A 16,480-nucleotide genomic window follows, 5' to 3' on the forward strand; every position below is an offset into this window, starting at 1 on the left:
TCGTCATACGAAATTGGGTAAGATGGAGGAGAAGATGCATGGATGTTGAGATCCATCCCAACGCTAAAAAGCACCTGACGGAAAAGCAGGTGCTTAGCGCTTGGCTTGCGGTTACTGAGTGCATTCGTCGCGAGCCGAAGGGCGAGCCGCTGAGATGGCTTGCGATTGGATGGCTCCCAGACGGACGAAGCGTGGAGCTTGTCGCGGTCGAGCTTGTCCGTGGGGGCTTATCATTCATGCCTTGTCTCCAGTCCAGAAGAAATTTTGGCAGGAGATTGAACGGGCTCGGCAAAGGGGTCGATGATGGGCAAGACGTATACGGCCGCTAATGGTCAGGTTGTAACGGATGAAATGATTGACGCGTGGTGCGAGTCGTACGAGCGCGGAGAGTTTCCGGATGGCGAACACACCGTTGGTGAGATCGTGCATGGACGGCCCCCACTCTCAGGTGAGGGGACGGCAACGCTGTCGGTCAAGATTCCTCTGGGAATGAAGGAGGCCATTCGTCGACGGGCGGCTGCCGAGGGGATGACTCCAAGTGAGTTTGCCCGTGCGGCTCTGAGCGAAAAACTTCTTGCTGCCGGCTGATGCCTCTGACGTGCCGATTTAAAGAACCGAGGCTGTGCTCAAAAACTTTTTTAAAATTCTCGGTTGACCGGAACGCGTCCTTGGTTATACTAATCAAGCCTTGAAACAAGGCACACCTCAAATGGCTGGGTAGCTCAGTTGGTAGAGCAGAGGACTGAAAATCCTCGTGTCAGGGGTTCGATTCCCTTCCCCGCCACCTTGAATTGACTAGGACCTCTGCAAAGGGGTCCTTTTCTTTTATGCAGCTCCCACATGGAATCGAACCCCGTGAGGGCGCGGAGCTGAGTAAACGCGTAAGCGTTTGCCAGCGCAGCTCGCAAGGCGCGTAAGCGCCGCAGCGGTCCGTCCGCGCAGCGCGCGGACGCGATTCCCTTCCCCGCCACCTTGAATTGACTAGGACCTCTGCAAAGGGGTCCTTTTCTTTTATGTAGGGTTCTGCGGAAACTGCGTCCCAGAATAAGGGCTCAGAACGGGACACACTTTCCGGTGCCTGCCTCCGGCGCGCGTACACACCTCGTCGCACCATTCCGAGCCCGCCCGCCCCAGACATTCCTCCCACTTTCGCGTCACTTTACAGACCGTTCGGTCGCCTGTCCGCACACGCGGGTATACTCAAAACGATACTTATCCTATGCAATACGATGCGGGTTCGACCTGCATGATCCGAAGGGGGCAGTGATGGAGAGGATACTCGGCGTTAATCTCTCTGGCTGGTTTATTCCCGAGCCTTGGGTGACCCCGTCGCTGTACGCGGCGACCGGTGCATCCAACGCGGCCGAGCTACAGGAGGCCATGGGTACCGCCGCCTATAACGAGCGCATGCGCCGCCATTACGAGACGTTTGTGAGCGAGGACGATTTTCGTCGCATGGCGCAGATCGGTCTCAATGCCGTGCGTCTGCCGGTGCCCTGGTATGCCTTTGGCTCACAGGAGTCCGATGCCTCCTACATATCGGTTGTCGATTACATCGACCGCGCAATTGAGTGGGCTGCCAAATACGACATCCGCGTGCTGCTCGATCTGGCAACCGTGCCCGGTGGCCAGGGCGATTCCAACGATTCGCCCACCACGCCGGAGGCTGTTGCCGAGTGGCATTCGTCCACCAACGGCCGTCATGTCGCACTCGACGTGCTCGAGCGCTTGGCCGATCGCTATGGCGAGGCCGAGAGCCTGCTGGGCATTGAGCTGCTGGACACGCCGCAGATGAGCGTTCGCAAGAGCCTCTTCACCATGACGGATGGCATTCCGGCCCACTACCTGCGCAATTTCTATCGCGATGCCTACGAGCTCGTCCGTTCGTATATGCCCGAGGATAAGATCGTCGTCTTCTCGTCGTCGGGGCATCCCAGCGAGTGGAAGCATTTTATGCGCGGCGCCAAGTACAAGAACGTCTACATGGACCTTCACCTGTACCATTACCGCGACGAGTATGCGCTCGACATCACGAGCCCCCGCGGGCTGACGACGGCGATTTCGCGTAACAAGCGCGAGCTTAAAGAAGCGATTTCGACTGGGTTCCCCGTGCTGGTGGGCGAATGGTCGGGTGCGGCGATCTTTGCCAACTCGTCGGTTACGCCCGAGGGCCGCAATGCCTACGAGCGCGTGTTTATCGCCAACCAGCTGGCTTCGTTTGCGCCGGCTGCCGGTTGGTTCTTCCAAACGTGGAAGACCGAGAAGCGCATTGCAGCATGGGACGCCCGCGCGGCGCTTGGTACGCTTGAGCGCGGCATGATTGAATAGGTTGATATGACGCAAAACAGCGCCCATACGGGCAAACTCTATGTGGTCGGCACGCCCATCGGCAACCTAGGCGACCTGTCCCCGCGCGTTGGCGAGGCTTTTGCCGCCGCCGATGCCATTTGCTGCGAAGACACGCGTGTGACGTCAAAGCTGCTGATGCACCTGGGCATTTCCAAGCCGCTTGTCCGTTGCGACGAGAATGTGATCGCTAGCCGCGCTGCCGGCCTGGTCGACCGTCTGCTGGCGGGGGAGACCCTCGCCTTTGCCTCGGACGCCGGCATGCCGAGCGTGTCCGATCCCGGCCAGGCGCTGGTCGAGGCGGCGCGTGAGGCCGATGTGCCCGTCGAAGTTATTCCCGGGCCCTCTGCTTGCGTCACGGCGCTCGTTTCGTCCGGCATTCCCTGCGAGCATTTTTTCTTCGAGGGCTTTTTGGGCCGAAAGCACGGCGACCGTGTGCGCCGTTTGCAGCGCCTTGCCGTGGTGCCTGGCGCACTCATCTTCTACGAGTCTCCACATCGTATCGTGGCGACGCTCGAGGCCGTGGCGGAGGTCTTTCCCCAGCGTGAGGTCGCCGTCTGCCGCGAACTCACCAAGCTGCACGAGGAGGTCTTGCGCGGGCCCGCTGACCAGCTTGCCGAGGAGCTGCGTGCTCGCGGCGAGGTAAAGGGCGAGATTGCGCTGGTCATCGCGCCGCCGAGCGAGGACGAGGAGGCCGGCATCACGCCGGTTGGCGCTGCGGTAGCGGATCCCGACGAGGCCCTGCGCGAGGATATCCGCACCGCGCTCGAGGAGGGGGAGCCCGCCTCTGCGGTGGCCAAGCGCCTGTCTCAGAAGTATTCGCGCCGCAAGCGCGATGTCTATGCCATGGTGCTCGATATGCAATAGATGGAGGATATCCAGCCCTTGCGCTAGAATCATCCCCTGTATGCAACGTTTTTCTGGAGGACAAACCCCATGGATCAAAGCAAGCCTTCGTTCTTTATCACGACGCCCATCTACTACGTCAACGCCGATCCGCACCTGGGCACGGCTTATTCCACCATCATCGCCGACGTTCAGGCTCGCTATCGCCGCTCCGCCGGCTATAACGTCAAGTTCCTGACCGGCATGGACGAGCACGGCGAGAAGGTCGCCGAGGCCGCAGCCAAGCATGGCATGACGCCGCAGGAGTGGACCGACAGCCAGGCCCCGCACTTCAAGGAGCTTTGGAGCAAGCTCGAGATTTCCAACGACGACTTCATCCGCACCACCGAGCCGCGCCAGCATCATGCCGTGCAGTACCTGTGGGAGCGCATGAAGGAGTCTGGCTACCTGTATAAGGGCAGCTACGACGGCTGGTATTGCGTGCCCGACGAGACCTACTTCACCGATACGCAGGTCCAGAAGGGCGACGAGGAGTACGGCAGCGTCGGTCAGCACCTGTGCCCCGACTGCCACCGTCCGCTCGAGCGCGTGCAGGAGGAGTCCTACTTCTTTAAGCTTTCCGCCTTCCAGGACAAGCTGCTCAAGCTCTATGACGAGCACCCCGACTTTGTCGAGCCCGCGTTCCGCATGAACGAGGTGCGCAGCTTTGTCGAGGGCGGTCTCAACGATCTTTCCGTAAGCCGCACGAGCTTTGACTGGGGTATTCAGGTTCCGTTTGACGAGGGTCACGTGACCTACGTGTGGTTCGACGCGCTGCTCAACTATATGACTGCCGTCGGCTACGGTGTCGACACCGACGAGGCGCGTGCCGAGCTGGCCTATCGCTGGCCCGCGCAGTTCCACATCGTGGGTAAGGACATCATCCGCTTCCACTGCGTCATTTGGCCCGCCATGCTCATGGCCATCGGCGAGGCCCTGCCCGAGCACGTCTTTGCCCACGGCTTTTTGACCGTGCGCAATGCCGAGACCGGCAAGGCCGAGAAGATGTCCAAGAGCCGCGGCAACGCCATCGCCCCGCAGGATGTTATCGACATGCTGGGTGTCGAGGGTTATCGCTATTACTTCATGACCGACGTTGTTCCCGGCACCGATGGTGCCATCAGCTTCGATCGCATGGAGCAGGTCTACAACGCCGATCTGGCCAACAGCTGGGGTAACCTTATCTCGCGTTCGCTCAACATGAGCGGCAAGTACTTTGACGGCTGCGCGCCCGCCAAGCCCGCATCGTTCGATGCGTTCGACAACCCGCTGGCAAAGATTGCCGATGGCCTGGTCGAGCGCTACATGGCCAAGATGGACGTGCTCGATTACGGCGGAGCCAAGGACGAGGTTATGGAGCTCATCCACGCCGCCAACCACTACATCGAGGACTCCGAGCCTTGGGCGCTTGCCAAGGATGAGGCTAAGGCTGACGAGCTGGCATTTGTGATCTACAACCTGCTCGAGGCCATCCGCATTGCCGCTCACCTGCTGATGCCGCTCATGCCTCAGACCTCTGCCGAAGCCCTGCGCCGCCTGTCCTGCGAGGACGAGGCCGCGAGCGACGACCTCAAGGGCATTTGCGCTTGGGGCCTGCTTGCCGGTGGTCAGCCCGTCGAGAAGGGTGAGCCGCTGTTCCCGCGTCTGGGCTAAGACGCCGCGCGCCATATCGGCAATTTGCTGTTTAGATGTAAGGGCATGGCCGCAACGGTCCATGCCCTTTTGTTTCAAGACGCCGCCATCATGCTAAGGAGGCAACTATGACAACTTCGCCTTTGGCAAACCCCACGGCAACAAGGGAGCTGCTGGAGGAGTTTGGCCTTGCGACCAAGCATCGCCTGGGCCAGAACTTCCTGATCGACAACCATGTAATTGAGCGCATTTGCGAGCTTTCCGAGCTCACGGGCGATGAGCGCGTGCTCGAGGTTGGCCCGGGCGTTGGTACGCTCACGCTCGCGCTGCTGCAGGAGGCGGCGTGCGTCACGTCGATCGAGGCCGATCCCGAACTCGAACCGGTGCTCGATGCCCATGCCGCCGACTATGCCAACTTCCGCTTTATCATGGGCGACGCGCTCAAGGTGACGACGGGGCAGATTGAGCAGGCTGCAGGCGGTGAGCCGACGGTATTTGTCGCGAACCTGCCCTATAACGTGGCGGCGACGATCATCCTGCAGTTCTTCCAGACGATGCCCGCGCTCAAGCGTGCCGTGGTCATGGTTCAAAAGGAGGTTGCCGATCGCATTGCCGCGGTGCCGGGTAACAAGACCTATGGCGGCTACACGGCAAAGCTCGGCCTGTATGCGCAGGTTACGGGTCGCTTTGAGGTGCCGCCACGTTGCTTTATGCCGGCACCGCACGTGGACTCGGCCGTCGTGCGTATCGACCGTGTTGACGGCGTGGCGCCCGAAGGACTCGATCGCGAGTTTGTGGCCCGCGTGATTGATGCTGCATTTGCTCAGCGCCGCAAGACCATCCGCAATTCCATGAGCGCCAACGGCTTTGCCAAGGACGTGCTCGACGCCGCCTTTGAGGCTTGCGGTATCGCACCCACCACGCGCGCAGAAACGCTTGATGTTGCCGACTTTATCCGCCTGGCTCAGGAGCTCATCCATGATGCCTAATGCCGAACGCGTGACGTTTACCAAGAAAAAGAAGACGGTTGCTTGTCCCGTGCCCTTGGCACCGCTTGCTGACACGCATGCGCATCTGCTTTCGTTTTGGGGGAAAGAAGTGCCCGAGACGCTCGTGCGCGCCAAAGCCGCGGGCGTCGACCTGTTGGTGACGATGCTCGACCCCATCGCCGACAAGCGCAGCGTGACGGACTATAGCGACTGGCTCGTGCGCGAAATTCTGCCGATGCGGGATATTCCGCAGATCAAGTATCTCGCTGGCGTTCACCCCTATGGCGCGCCGGATTATACCGATGACATTCACGCGCAGGTTGTTGCTGCGCTCGATGACCCTTTGTGCGCCGGTATCGGCGAGATCGGTCTGGACTACCACATGGATTACGACGACGACATCGCGCCGGCGCCCCACAGTGTGCAGATTGATTGCATGGCGCGTCAGCTCGAAGTTGCCGTGCGCCGCAATGTGCCGGTGGAGCTGCACCTGCGGCACGAGGACTCGGATGGGGAGCGCACCTCGCATATGGATGCGTACAACGTGCTTCGTGAGGTGGGCGTGCCCCAGGCCGGTTGCGTGCTGCATTGCTTTGGCGAGGATCGCGCCACGATGGAGCGCTTCGTGGGTTTGGGCTGCTATATCGCCTATGGTGGTGCGGCCACTTTTAAGCGCAACGACGACGTGCGCGAGGCATTTGCGGCAACCCCACTCGATCGAATTTTGTTCGAGACGGATTGCCCGTATATGGCTCCGGAGCCCATCCGCGGTCTTGAATGCGAGCCCGCAATGATCTCCATTACGGCAAACGCGCTGGTTAACGACCGTGTCGATCGCACTGGTGAGGACGCCGAAACAATCGCGCATGCCGCTTGGCAAAATGCCCGCAAACTTTTTCAAAAATAGTTCTTGCGTTCGCGATAGCACTCCGTTATTCTAATTCCTGCACGCGGGCGTGGCGGAATTGGCAGACGCGTACGGTTCAGGTCCGTATGGGGGCAACCCCATGAAGGTTCAAGTCCTTTCGCCCGCACCATTGATTGAAAGAGCTCCCAGCAATGGGAGCTTTTTTGTTATGGGCCCACCGCAGGGACTTGAACCTGTGAAGGAGCGAGCGTCAAGAAAACGCGGAGCGTTTTTAGCGAGCTGGCGAGGACGCCGGCAGGCGGCCGAAGCCGGTGCGGATCCGCGAAGCGGATACGCGGACGTCCTTTCGCCCGCACCATTGATTGAAAGAGCTCCCAGCAATGGGAGCTTTTTTGTTATGCACGATCTCCTTGGACGGGTATCCTAATGCCAACGTGTGCCTATCAGAGGAGAGACCATGCTGTTTTCCGGTATCATCGCCGCCCTTACCAGCCTTTTGATTCCCATCATCATCCTGTTGCTGCTGCTCCCCAACGCCTGCTACGTCGTTGAGCAGCAGCACGCTGTGATCATCGAGCGCTTGGGTAAGTTCAATCGTATCGTCAACGCGGGCTTCCACGTGAAGGTGCCCGTGATCGACCGCAAGGCCGCCACGGTGAGCCTGCGCACCATGAAAAACGGTTTTGGCATCGACGTTAAGACCCAGGACAACGTGACCATCGGCCTTGAGGTCTCCGCTCAGTACCACGTGAGCTATGACATGGGCGCCGGCCCGGCAGATTCGGGCATCTACAAGAGCTACTACATGCTGCAGGAGCCCGTCGACCAGATGCGCGACTTCATCACCGATGCCCTGCGCTCCTCCATCCCCGTCTACACGCTCGATGAGGTCTTTGCCAAGAAGGATGACATCGCCAAGGATGTCAACGCTACCGTTTCCGAGCAGATGGCCGCCTACGGCTTCACCCTCGTGTCGACGCTCATCACCAAAATCGCACTGCCGACCGAGGTGGAGAATTCCATGAACGACATCAACGCCGCCCAGCGCAAGCGCGCTGCGGCACAGGAGCTCGCCGAGGCAGACCGCATCAAGCGCGTCACCGAGGCGACCGCCGAGGCCGAGGCAATGGAAAAGGCGGGCGAAGGCATCGCCAACCAGCGCAAGGCCATCGCGCTGGGCATCAAGGATTCGCTCGAGATTATCCAGGAGACAGGTGTTGGCAACGATGAGGCCAACCAGCTGTTCATGTTTACGCAGTGGACCGAGATGATGACGGAGTTCGCACGTACGGGCAAAAACTCGACGGTCGTGTTGCCGAGCGACTTCTCGCAGTCGGCCTCTATGTTCGAGCAGATGCTGGCTGCCGGTAAGGTTCAGAACGAGTCAAAGGAGTAGGCACGAGTGAAATACACCGTCGTTTGTGTTGGCAAGCTCAAAGAGCGCTTTTGGAAGGATGCCTGCGCTGAGTACACCAAGCGTCTGGGCGCCTATGCCAAGGTGGATATGCGCGAGGTGGCCGATATCGACCCGGCCAAGGCGGGCGGTGTGGATGCCGCGCGTGACAAGGAGGGGGCGGCGATTCTTGCGGCCTTGCCGTCTCGAGCGCATGTGATCCTGCTGGCTATCGAGGGCAAGGAGCGTTCGAGTGAGGAGCTCTCGGCGAGGCTCGACGATCTTATGCTGCGAGGCAGCAGCGACATTGCCTTTGTAATCGGCGGTTCGGACGGCGTGAGTGATGAGGTGCGCGCCCGCGCCGACGAGATGCTCAGCTTTGGACGCATTACCTTGCCGCATAACCTGGCGCGTGTGGTGCTGCTAGAGCAGATTTACCGCGCCTGCAAGATCAGCCGCGGCGAGCCGTATCACAAATAGGTCGGCAATACGAAACAATGGCGTGGGACAATACCTTTCGTTTTGAGGAATGTGTCTGAAAGGACTATGCGATATGAAGATTGGATTTGTCGGTTTTGGCAATATGGCGAGCGCTATGGCCGATGGCTGGATCGCTGCCGGTGTAGCTGCGAGCGACATGTGCGCCTGCGCGGGTCGCTACGACGCACTGGTTGAGCGCTGCGAGGCGCGCGGCATGGTCGCCTGCCACGATGCCGCCGAGGTTGTCGCTGCATCCGATATCGTGGTCGCTGCGGTCAAACCGTACATGATCGAGAAGGTATTCGCCCCGCTCAAGGATGCTCTTGCCAAAAAGGTCGTTCTGTCGGTTGCCTGGACCTGGGACAGTGCCAAGTGGGAGCAGGTCCTGCCGGGCGTCGCGCATATCTCGACGGTGCCCAACACGCCGGTTTCGGTGGGCGAGGGTGTCATCGCCTGCGAGAAGTCCTCTACGCTCAACGGCGAGCAGCGTGCTGTTGTGCTCGACCTGCTCGGTAAGCTTGGCGCTGTCGTCGAGCTCGATACGAGCCTGCTGTTTGTGGGCGGCACCGTGGGCGGTTGCGCTCCGGCATTCGTCGCCATGGCGATCGAGGCCCTGGGCGATGCGGCGGTCAAGCACGGTATCCCGCGTGCCGATGCCTATCGCATTGTGAGCCAGATGGTGCTGGGTACGGCAAAGCTGCAGCTTGCAACTGGCCAGCATCCTGCGGCGATGAAGGATGCCGTGTGCTCGCCCGGCGGTGCCACCATCAAGGGCGTCGTTGCGCTCGAGGACGCCGGCATGCGCAGCGCCCTAGTCAAGGCAATCGACGCAACCCTCCAGTAAAACCGACCAAAAAGGGACAGGTTTATGTTGGCAGGTTTTTCCTGCGGTTTTGTCCTTTTAGCGAAAAGTGCCCCGCAACTGGCTCAATTCCAGTTGCGGGGCACTTGCGTTTGCCATGATAAAACCGACCAAAATAAACCTGTCCCTTTTTGGCGGGTTAGTCCCAGAAGCTGTCTTCATCGTCCTCGGACTTGGGGCCGCGGTCGACATACATCTTATGGGTGCGCTTCTCCATTACAAAGGCAAGAATCGCAAACAGCAGGATGCCGCCGGCGAAAAGGATGGCAAAACCGGTGCGGGTGCCAAACAAAAAGGAAAAAACTGCGTCCATTGGGTGCCTTCTTGCGTAGTTGAGTTGGGTCGTAAACGCTCATAAGTATATACTTGCCCATACATGTACAAGGTTGCAACCTAAATGGAATGTATATCGCCGGAGGATCTAATGCTTGATATCAAGTTTGTTCGCGAGAACCCCGATGCCATCGATGTCGCCATGGCTAACCGCCAGACGTCTTGGGATCGCGAGAAGTTCTTTGAGCTCGATGACGAGCGCCGTGCCGTCATCACCGAGGTCGAGGAGCTTCAAGCCACGCGCAACGCCGAGTCCAAGAAGATCGGCGCCCTGATGAAGGAGGGCAAGAAGGACGAGGCCGAGGCTGCCAAGGAGGCCGTGCGCGCCGTCAACGAAAAGATTGACGGTCTTGCCGAGCGCCGTACCGCTCTTGAGCAGGAGCAGTACGACTTTATGGCTCACCTGCCCAACATCCCTTGCGAGGCCACGCCGTACGGCAAGGACGAGGACGAGAACATCGAGCGCCGCCGCTGGGGCACCCCGCGCGAGTTCGACTTCGACTTTAAGCCGCACTGGGATCTGGGCACCGATTTGGACATCCTTGACTTCGAGCGTGGCAACAAGCTCTCCGGCAGCCGCTTCACCGTTCTCGGTGGCGCCGGCGCCCGCCTGGAGCGCGCTCTTATCAACTTCTTCCTGGACACGCACACGAGCCGTGGCTTCAAGGAGTGGTGGCCGCCCATCGTCGTCAAGCGTCAGACCATGTTCGGCACGGGCCAGCTGCCCAAGTTCGAGGACGACGCCTATCACGTCTCGGGCGACAACTTCCTGATCCCTACCGCCGAGGTCGTGCTCACCAACCTGCACGCCGGTGAGGCCCTCGACGCCGACACTCTGCCGCGCCGCTACACCGCCTTCACCCCCTGCTTCCGCGAGGAGGCCGGTTCCGCCGGTCGCGACACCCGCGGCATCATCCGTCAGCACGAGTTCGACAAGGTCGAGATGGTCAAGTTTGCCAAGCCGGAGGAGTCCGACGAGGAGCTCGAGAGCATGACCGCCGAGGCCGAGTACCTGCTGCAGCAGCTGGGCCTTCCGTATCGCGTGATTAGCCTGTGCACCGGCGACTTGGGCTTCTCCGCCCGTCAGACCTACGACGTCGAGGTCTGGCTGCCGAGCTACAACGCCTACAAGGAGATCAGCTCCTGCTCCAACTGTGGCGACTTCCAGGCCCGTCGCGCCAACATCAAGTATCGCGACCCCGAGAACTTCAAGGGCACGCGCTACCTGCACACCCTCAATGGTTCCGGTCTGCCGGCTGGCCGCACCATGGCCGCCATTCTGGAGAACTACCAGAACGCCGACGGCACCATCACGATCCCCGAGGTTCTGCGTCCCTACATGGGCGGCCTCGAGAAGATCGAGCCGGTCGCGTAAATTAGCTGCATAGGCGATATGCAAGGGCGCTCCTTCGGGGGCGCCCTATTTCGTGCGCAGGTCCATACCATGCCGTGCGGACAGCTCAATAGAAAACACACGAACAACTGTTCTGTATACAGCCATCTACCTGCTATGCTTTTACTAGATAAGGCGAGAGAAAGGGGATGCGATGGAGCTGTTTGATGATCGGGTGGTTTTGTTTGAGAGCGATGAGGGCGGGGAGTACCTGCTTGTAACGTGTGAGCCGTCTGGCATGGGTGGCCTGGTGGTTCGACAGACGAGCGAGGGGCCGTTGACGCAATGGTGCTATGAGGAGTCGCCTCATGTGGTTGAGACGTTTGTGGCGCACGAGGGGCTTGTGGCCCTGGAGCATTTCTATGGGGTCCGGACATCTAACCAGGTTGCTCGCATGTTGAGCATCTCGTTTGCCGATTATGATTGTGCCCAGCGGGTGAGATCGCTCCTGAGGGAACTTGATGCTAAGTTTGACGTGATCGAAAAGCCAATCGATCGTACGGGGAACGGCGGTATATGCGGAGCAGCATGACAAAACTGCGTTTCACAAAAAAGTTTGAGATTGTGCTTGACTCCAATAAGCTAAAGTGGTTTTATATGTTTTGCGCTGCGGCGTTACCTCAGCTGGATAGAGGGTCTGACTACGAATCAGAACGTCATAGGTTCGAATCCTATACGCCGCACCAATTGAAATTGAAAGCCTCCGGCAACGGGGGCTTTTCTTTTAGGCAGTCGCCGCATGGATTCGAACCTCGGTCGAGGCGCGAGCGTGAAGCGGACGCGGAGCGTCCGGTAGCGAGCGGGCGAGTCCGCCGGCAGGCGGGCGAAGCCGGTGCGGATCCGCGAAGCGGATGCGCGGAATCCTATACGCCGCACCAATTGAAATTGAAAGCCTCCGGCAACGGGGGCTTTTCTTTTATGGCAACACCGCATGGATTCGAACCTCGGTCGAGGCGCGAACAGCTTAATTATCACTTCATAAAATTTTTTCTAATTGTCGCTTGACCCATCGGGGGCTCGCGTGCATAATAATCCGTGCGTTGCGGCGTTACCTCAGCTGGATAGAGGGTCTGACTACGAATCAGAACGTCATAGGTTCGAATCCTATACGCCGCACCAACTGAATTTTAAAGCCTCCGGTAACGGAGGCTTTTCTTATATGTCGACATACTTGAAAAGTTGCTTTTGCCGTGTTTGAAAGTATCGAGTCGATCGACTGCGTCAAATGAGTAAAAATCAAATTCAATAACTTTTTTTTGAAAAACGCTTGACAATTATTCAGTCTATGTGCATAATAATCAACAAGTCGCGGCGTTACCTCAGCTGGATAGAGGGTCTGACTACGAATCAGAACGTCATAGGTTCGAATCCTATACGCCGCACCATTTGAGATTAAAGCTCCCGGCAACGGGGGCTTTTCTTTTACGTAAACACCGCATGGATTCGAACCTCGGTCGAGGCGCGAGCGTCAAGAAAACGCGGAGCGTTTTTAGCGAGCGGGCGAGTCCGCCGGCAGGCGGGCGAAGCCGGTGCGGATCCGCGCAGCGGATGCGCGGAATCCTATACGCCGCACCATTTGAGCTTAAAGCCTCCGGTAACGGAGGCTTTTCTTTTATGGAAACCTGGCATGGATTCGAACCTCGGTCGAGGCGCGAGCGTCAAGAAAACGCGGAGCGTTTTTAGCGAGCGGGCGAGTCCGCCGGCAGGCGGGCGAAGCCGGTGCGGATCCGCGCAGCGGATGCGCGGAATCCTATACGCCGCACCAATTGAAATTGAAAGCCTCCGGCAACGGGGGCTTTTCTTTTGCGCCAGCTTGAGTGCTTTCGTCCAAAGGGACGATTTCCTGTCGACTCGTGTAAGATTCCGAGTAGATGTCGCGACTTATTCGCGACCACTCCTTCTCTCAACGACTGATCAGGGTGATATTTCGTGGCAGAGCGTCCGACATACAAGCTCAGGTTTCTCGATCCCAAGAAGCGCTTTCCGGCGATGCCCGAGCAGCCAGCGGGACGCTCGTATGGCGTGGTCTGGAAGCTCTTTGGCGAGGATCAGCATGAATCTTGTTATGTCGTCGAATTCGTTGGCAAAAGTCATGTGTCGCTTTTGGGCTACGTAAGCGTTTCGGGTGAGGTGTACAAGGTGGACCGCCCCGTTAGCGAGGCTCCGCTGCCCAACGATCCCGACATGGAACTCGTCCTTGACGAGTCGGACTCCGGTATTGGTGAGATTGTGGTTCGGGGAGCCAACGGCACAATGCGCGCGTGCGCGCGAACCGTCGGCTCTCCCGAAGGTCCCATGCGCGAACAGTCCGATCACGAGACATGGAATTCGGCCCGCTCCCTTCCTTACGGCGAGTTCATGGCATCGATGTTCCTGCGCTACGTGATATTCGCTGACTCCGAAAATACCATTGCGAGCACGGTGGACGCCGACGGACTCGACGAGGGTATGCAAAACGTTGTCGACAAGATCAAGCTCGTAAAGTTGCCCGAGCCGGTCGAGGTGTTTTTGGGCTTTAACACGGCGCCGCTCCCCGATGCTATCGAGACGCTGCTTTACCGCGTTGACCATGCCGAGAATCCGAGCGGTATCGAGCGCTATGCCGCCGCCCTTATGAGCGAAATTGACTTGCCCCGCCTGCGCACCATCGCCGCCAAGTCCGAGATGAGCCTGGCTCGCATCGATCGCTCAAAGCTTTTCTATCTCAATTTTGATCGCAGTCTGCTGGACCAGGACGAGATTGACACGCTGCTCGCCATCGAGTGCCGTCTCAACCGCCTCTCCGGCATCCTTGAGCACATCGGGGCTGGATTGGTCCCCGCGGCCTCGTCGCCGAGCCTTGAGGGCTGCGCGCTCTTTGATTCGTGGCATATCGCTAAGACGACCAACGATGTTCCCCGACTGCTCGATACGGCCTCGAGCGATAACCCGTGGGCAAAGCCGGGAACGGTTTCGTGCCAGCCGGGCGGAGAGTGGGACGTGCGCACCCGCTTCGCGCGTATTGTCGAGGCGCTCAACGTGGTCACGCGGCTCGACTATACCTATCGGGCAAACGTTGCCGAGGGGATTATGCTCGTTCGGTTTGGGCAGTCTGTCGTTGATGCCATGCCGCAACGTGAATACGACGCTCAAGATGACGCCTGGCACGAGCTGGACGAGGACACGCGCACGATCTGGGCCGCGGAGCACGATGCGCGCGTGGCGCTCACGCTTGCGGCAGCGTGTTTTGCCGCGGGCACCTGCATCACGCGCTGCTATGTGCAGATTGCTGCTCCCGACAGTGAGCAGGGCGAGTGCGTTGTCGCAACGTATTTCTTTGGGCGCGCGGCCTATCTGGCCGATTGCGTGCCTGTCGCCAAGGATCTTGAGAGCATGGACATGGACGATATGCCGTGCAAGCGTGTGCTTGAGGCGTATGAGTCAACCGCTCCGGAGACGATTGAGCCGGCGGAGGTTCATGCTCGTCCGCGTGATGACCATCGCATGCTGCCGCCGGCGCTGCGCGATCTGCTGCTTGCCGATACGGCTGACGAGCTGGAGGTCATGGAAGAGGACGACGACCCATACGTGGCCCGTGTTGTTGAATTGCGCGAGCAGGCAAAAGTCGACCGTACAGGTGCTTTTGAAGGCTTTTCCCGTCTTGTCGAGGAGTTGGAGGCCAAGTGCGCCGTCGCCGAGCTTTTGGCGACAGGTCCGGTTCAAACGCAGTTTTGCGATAACCAGCTGGTGCGCATGGTGCTACCGGTGTTGGAAGAAGACCGCTCTGTGCGAATCCTTCGTGCGCCCGATGCGCTGTACTTTGCCCAGCACGAGATCTGCAGCTTTTACGCCGAGCAAGAGGACTTTGAACGAGCACTGCCCGAGGTGCGCCATCTTTACGATCTGGCGCGCTCGTCCATGCAGTCGCACTTTGCGCTCATCAACGTGCTTGCGCGTCTGGAGCGCTTTGACGAGATTATCGAGGTGGCGCGCCACGGCCTACGTATTGCCAGCGATCGTTCTGCAATCGGCTACCTGTTCTATCGCTTGGCGTTTGCCTATTGGAATTGCGATCAGCTCGACATGGCGCTGGCTTGTTACCGTCTGGTGCCGCGCGGCGAGGAGTCGGGCAGCAGCGCGCTGGAAGAAATGCAGGGCCTTATGAACGAGATGGGTGTCAGCGAGCCTCCGACGTTCGAGGAAGCGGTCGAGACCATCCGCAAGGCCGGGCTCGAGCTACCGCCGGTGCCCGCTGTGACCAACCAGCTGGCGGATGCTGTCGTGCAGCTGGTCGACAACGGCTTCTTTTTCCTGGCGCGTGGCTGCATCTTCCAAATGTGGCGCACCATGGGCAACGATGAGCTCGGCTCCCTCAATCGCTCGCTGGGGTAGTAGCGAAAACTGCAAGGAGGAAAGGCCACTGGACAATTAGAAAATTCCCTCTTGCCCAACTTCGACTGTTTGGTTACTATAGAACGGCTGTTACGGAGAGCTGACCGAGAGGCCGAAGGTGCTCGCCTGCTAAGCGAGTATGCCCCAAAAGGGCATCTGGGGTTCGAATCCCCAGCTCTCCGCCAGTATGACTTGAAAGAAGGGTCCCATTTGGGGCCCTTTTTTAGTTTGGAGAACGTGGGGATTCGAACCCTCAAAAAAAGAGGCATCCTTTCGGACGCCTCCTTTTAATGGGCTTATTATTCTTGCGCACTACACCTCGGGCGCCTTGGCGACGGTCTCGCTTTCTGCCGTGAGCGGGCGGTTGTCGATGCGACGGCCCAAGCGATCGAGCTTTACGAGTAGCCATTCAATGGGATTCGGCCCTGCGCCTTCCTCGTCGGCAACCAGGTCCATGACGGCGATCTTGGTGCCGTCCTGCTTGAGCGTAACGCTGCCCACCTTGTCGCCCACATGCACCGTGCCCGAAAGATCGTCGTAGCTAACCTTTTCGGTCACCTCGCCGGCAAGGGAAAACACGGTCGCTTGCGCCGTAGGATCGGCGAGTGTGGCGTCGATCGTCTTGTCCGTCCAGTCGGTTTGGCCAATGCGCGCCATAAGCGGGTTGCCGTTGGCGGTCTTTTCCTGCGTGTTGGCGATTGCGACCGTCACCTTGTGACCGTAGTACCAATTGGCAAGGGTTGCGGTATCGGTAAAGCGCTGGTCGGTGGTGGTGGAGTTCAAAACGACGGTGTAGATCTCGTCGCCGTCGCGGTTGTAGGCGCTCGTAAAGCAATAGCCCGCGTCGTCGGTGGTGCCGGTCTTGCCACCGATGTTGCCATCTTGGCCCAGCAAATAGTTAGGCTCTGTTAGACCAGAATTGACAAGA

14 protein-coding genes, 6 tRNA genes and 1 pseudogene are annotated in these 16,480 nt (G+C 59.2%); 19 read left to right on the forward strand and 2 right to left on the reverse strand.

The window, feature by feature from the left end:
• The first annotated feature begins 38 nt into the window (after window positions 1-38).
• The 12 genes from AAAV21_RS06915 to proC all read left to right on the forward strand — a co-directional run bounded on the left by AAAV21_RS06915 (window position 39) and on the right by proC (window position 9,437).
• Window positions 39-329 (forward strand): hypothetical protein, encoded by a 291-nt coding sequence (locus AAAV21_RS06915; protein WP_117773219.1) that lies wholly within the window; start codon window positions 39-41, stop codon window positions 327-329.
• Window positions 304-588, forward strand: coding sequence for a hypothetical protein (locus tag AAAV21_RS06920; protein ID WP_349102573.1), 285 nt, complete (start codon window positions 304-306; stop codon window positions 586-588). Before AAAV21_RS06915 ends, AAAV21_RS06920 begins: the two co-directional genes overlap by 26 nt.
• A gap of 123 nt (window positions 589-711) precedes the next feature.
• Window positions 712-784: transfer RNA gene (locus AAAV21_RS06925), tRNA-Phe, on the forward strand.
• Between the two features lie 482 nt (window positions 785-1,266).
• A complete protein-coding gene (locus tag AAAV21_RS06930; protein WP_055309641.1) occupies window positions 1,267-2,328 on the forward strand; it encodes a cellulase family glycosylhydrolase in 1,062 nt (353 codons plus the stop codon).
• A gap of 6 nt (window positions 2,329-2,334) precedes the next feature.
• The gene (rsmI, locus tag AAAV21_RS06935; RefSeq protein ID WP_349108363.1) at window positions 2,335-3,213 is read left to right on the forward strand and encodes a 16S rRNA (cytidine(1402)-2'-O)-methyltransferase; all 879 of its coding nucleotides are present in this window, start codon (window positions 2,335-2,337) and stop codon (window positions 3,211-3,213) included.
• 69 nt (window positions 3,214-3,282) lie between these two features.
• Entirely contained in the window at window positions 3,283-4,884 is a 1,602-nt protein-coding gene (gene metG / locus AAAV21_RS06940; RefSeq protein WP_117790198.1) for a methionine--tRNA ligase, read from the forward strand.
• A 107-nt stretch (window positions 4,885-4,991) separates the two neighbouring features.
• Window positions 4,992-5,852, forward strand: coding sequence for a 16S rRNA (adenine(1518)-N(6)/adenine(1519)-N(6))-dimethyltransferase RsmA (gene rsmA, locus AAAV21_RS06945; RefSeq protein WP_117583810.1), 861 nt, complete (start codon window positions 4,992-4,994; stop codon window positions 5,850-5,852).
• Entirely contained in the window at window positions 5,842-6,759 is a 918-nt protein-coding gene (locus AAAV21_RS06950; protein WP_349108365.1) for a TatD family hydrolase, read from the forward strand. Before rsmA ends, AAAV21_RS06950 begins: the two co-directional genes overlap by 11 nt.
• 43 nt (window positions 6,760-6,802) lie before the next feature.
• Window positions 6,803-6,889: transfer RNA gene (locus AAAV21_RS06955), tRNA-Leu, on the forward strand.
• Between the two features lie 288 nt (window positions 6,890-7,177).
• The gene (locus AAAV21_RS06960) at window positions 7,178-8,116 is read left to right on the forward strand and encodes an SPFH domain-containing protein (RefSeq protein WP_118384984.1); all 939 of its coding nucleotides are present in this window, start codon (window positions 7,178-7,180) and stop codon (window positions 8,114-8,116) included.
• Between the two features lie 6 nt (window positions 8,117-8,122).
• Window positions 8,123-8,593, forward strand: coding sequence for a 23S rRNA (pseudouridine(1915)-N(3))-methyltransferase RlmH (gene rlmH, locus AAAV21_RS06965; protein ID WP_118384985.1), 471 nt, complete (start codon window positions 8,123-8,125; stop codon window positions 8,591-8,593).
• 73 nt (window positions 8,594-8,666) lie between these two features.
• The gene (gene proC / locus AAAV21_RS06970; RefSeq protein ID WP_349108368.1) at window positions 8,667-9,437 is read left to right on the forward strand and encodes a pyrroline-5-carboxylate reductase; all 771 of its coding nucleotides are present in this window, start codon (window positions 8,667-8,669) and stop codon (window positions 9,435-9,437) included.
• Window positions 9,438-9,594: 157 nt separating this feature from the next.
• Here proC and AAAV21_RS06975 read toward each other — a convergent pair whose 3' ends face one another.
• On the reverse strand, window positions 9,595-9,768 hold the full coding sequence (locus AAAV21_RS06975; protein ID WP_172674585.1) for a DUF6724 family protein: 174 nt from the start codon (window positions 9,766-9,768) through the stop codon (window positions 9,595-9,597).
• 111 nt (window positions 9,769-9,879) lie between these two features.
• Between AAAV21_RS06975 and serS the strand changes: the two genes are divergently transcribed.
• The 7 genes from serS to AAAV21_RS07010 all read left to right on the forward strand — a co-directional run bounded on the left by serS (window position 9,880) and on the right by AAAV21_RS07010 (window position 15,737).
• Window positions 9,880-11,163, forward strand: coding sequence for a serine--tRNA ligase (gene serS / locus AAAV21_RS06980; protein ID WP_349108371.1), 1,284 nt, complete (start codon window positions 9,880-9,882; stop codon window positions 11,161-11,163).
• Between the two features lie 172 nt (window positions 11,164-11,335).
• The gene (locus AAAV21_RS06985) at window positions 11,336-11,713 is read left to right on the forward strand and encodes a hypothetical protein (RefSeq protein WP_117778819.1); all 378 of its coding nucleotides are present in this window, start codon (window positions 11,336-11,338) and stop codon (window positions 11,711-11,713) included.
• Between the two features lie 77 nt (window positions 11,714-11,790).
• Window positions 11,791-11,867, forward strand: a tRNA-Arg gene (locus tag AAAV21_RS06990).
• A gap of 356 nt (window positions 11,868-12,223) precedes the next feature.
• Window positions 12,224-12,300, forward strand: a tRNA-Arg gene (locus AAAV21_RS06995).
• A 189-nt stretch (window positions 12,301-12,489) separates the two neighbouring features.
• Window positions 12,490-12,566 (forward strand) — tRNA-Arg (locus AAAV21_RS07000).
• A gap of 544 nt (window positions 12,567-13,110) precedes the next feature.
• The gene (locus AAAV21_RS07005; protein WP_349108373.1) at window positions 13,111-15,552 is read left to right on the forward strand and encodes a hypothetical protein; all 2,442 of its coding nucleotides are present in this window, start codon (window positions 13,111-13,113) and stop codon (window positions 15,550-15,552) included.
• 94 nt (window positions 15,553-15,646) lie between these two features.
• Window positions 15,647-15,737: transfer RNA gene (locus AAAV21_RS07010), tRNA-Ser, on the forward strand.
• A gap of 127 nt (window positions 15,738-15,864) precedes the next feature.
• On the opposite strand, the pseudogene AAAV21_RS07015 reads toward AAAV21_RS07010, so the two are convergent.
• Window positions 15,865-16,480 (reverse strand): annotated as a pseudogene (locus AAAV21_RS07015) (D-alanyl-D-alanine carboxypeptidase); the annotation flags it as partial.

Source organism: Collinsella sp. CLA-AA-H302, assembly GCF_040093305.1.
Classification (GTDB): domain Bacteria; phylum Actinomycetota; class Coriobacteriia; order Coriobacteriales; family Coriobacteriaceae; genus Collinsella.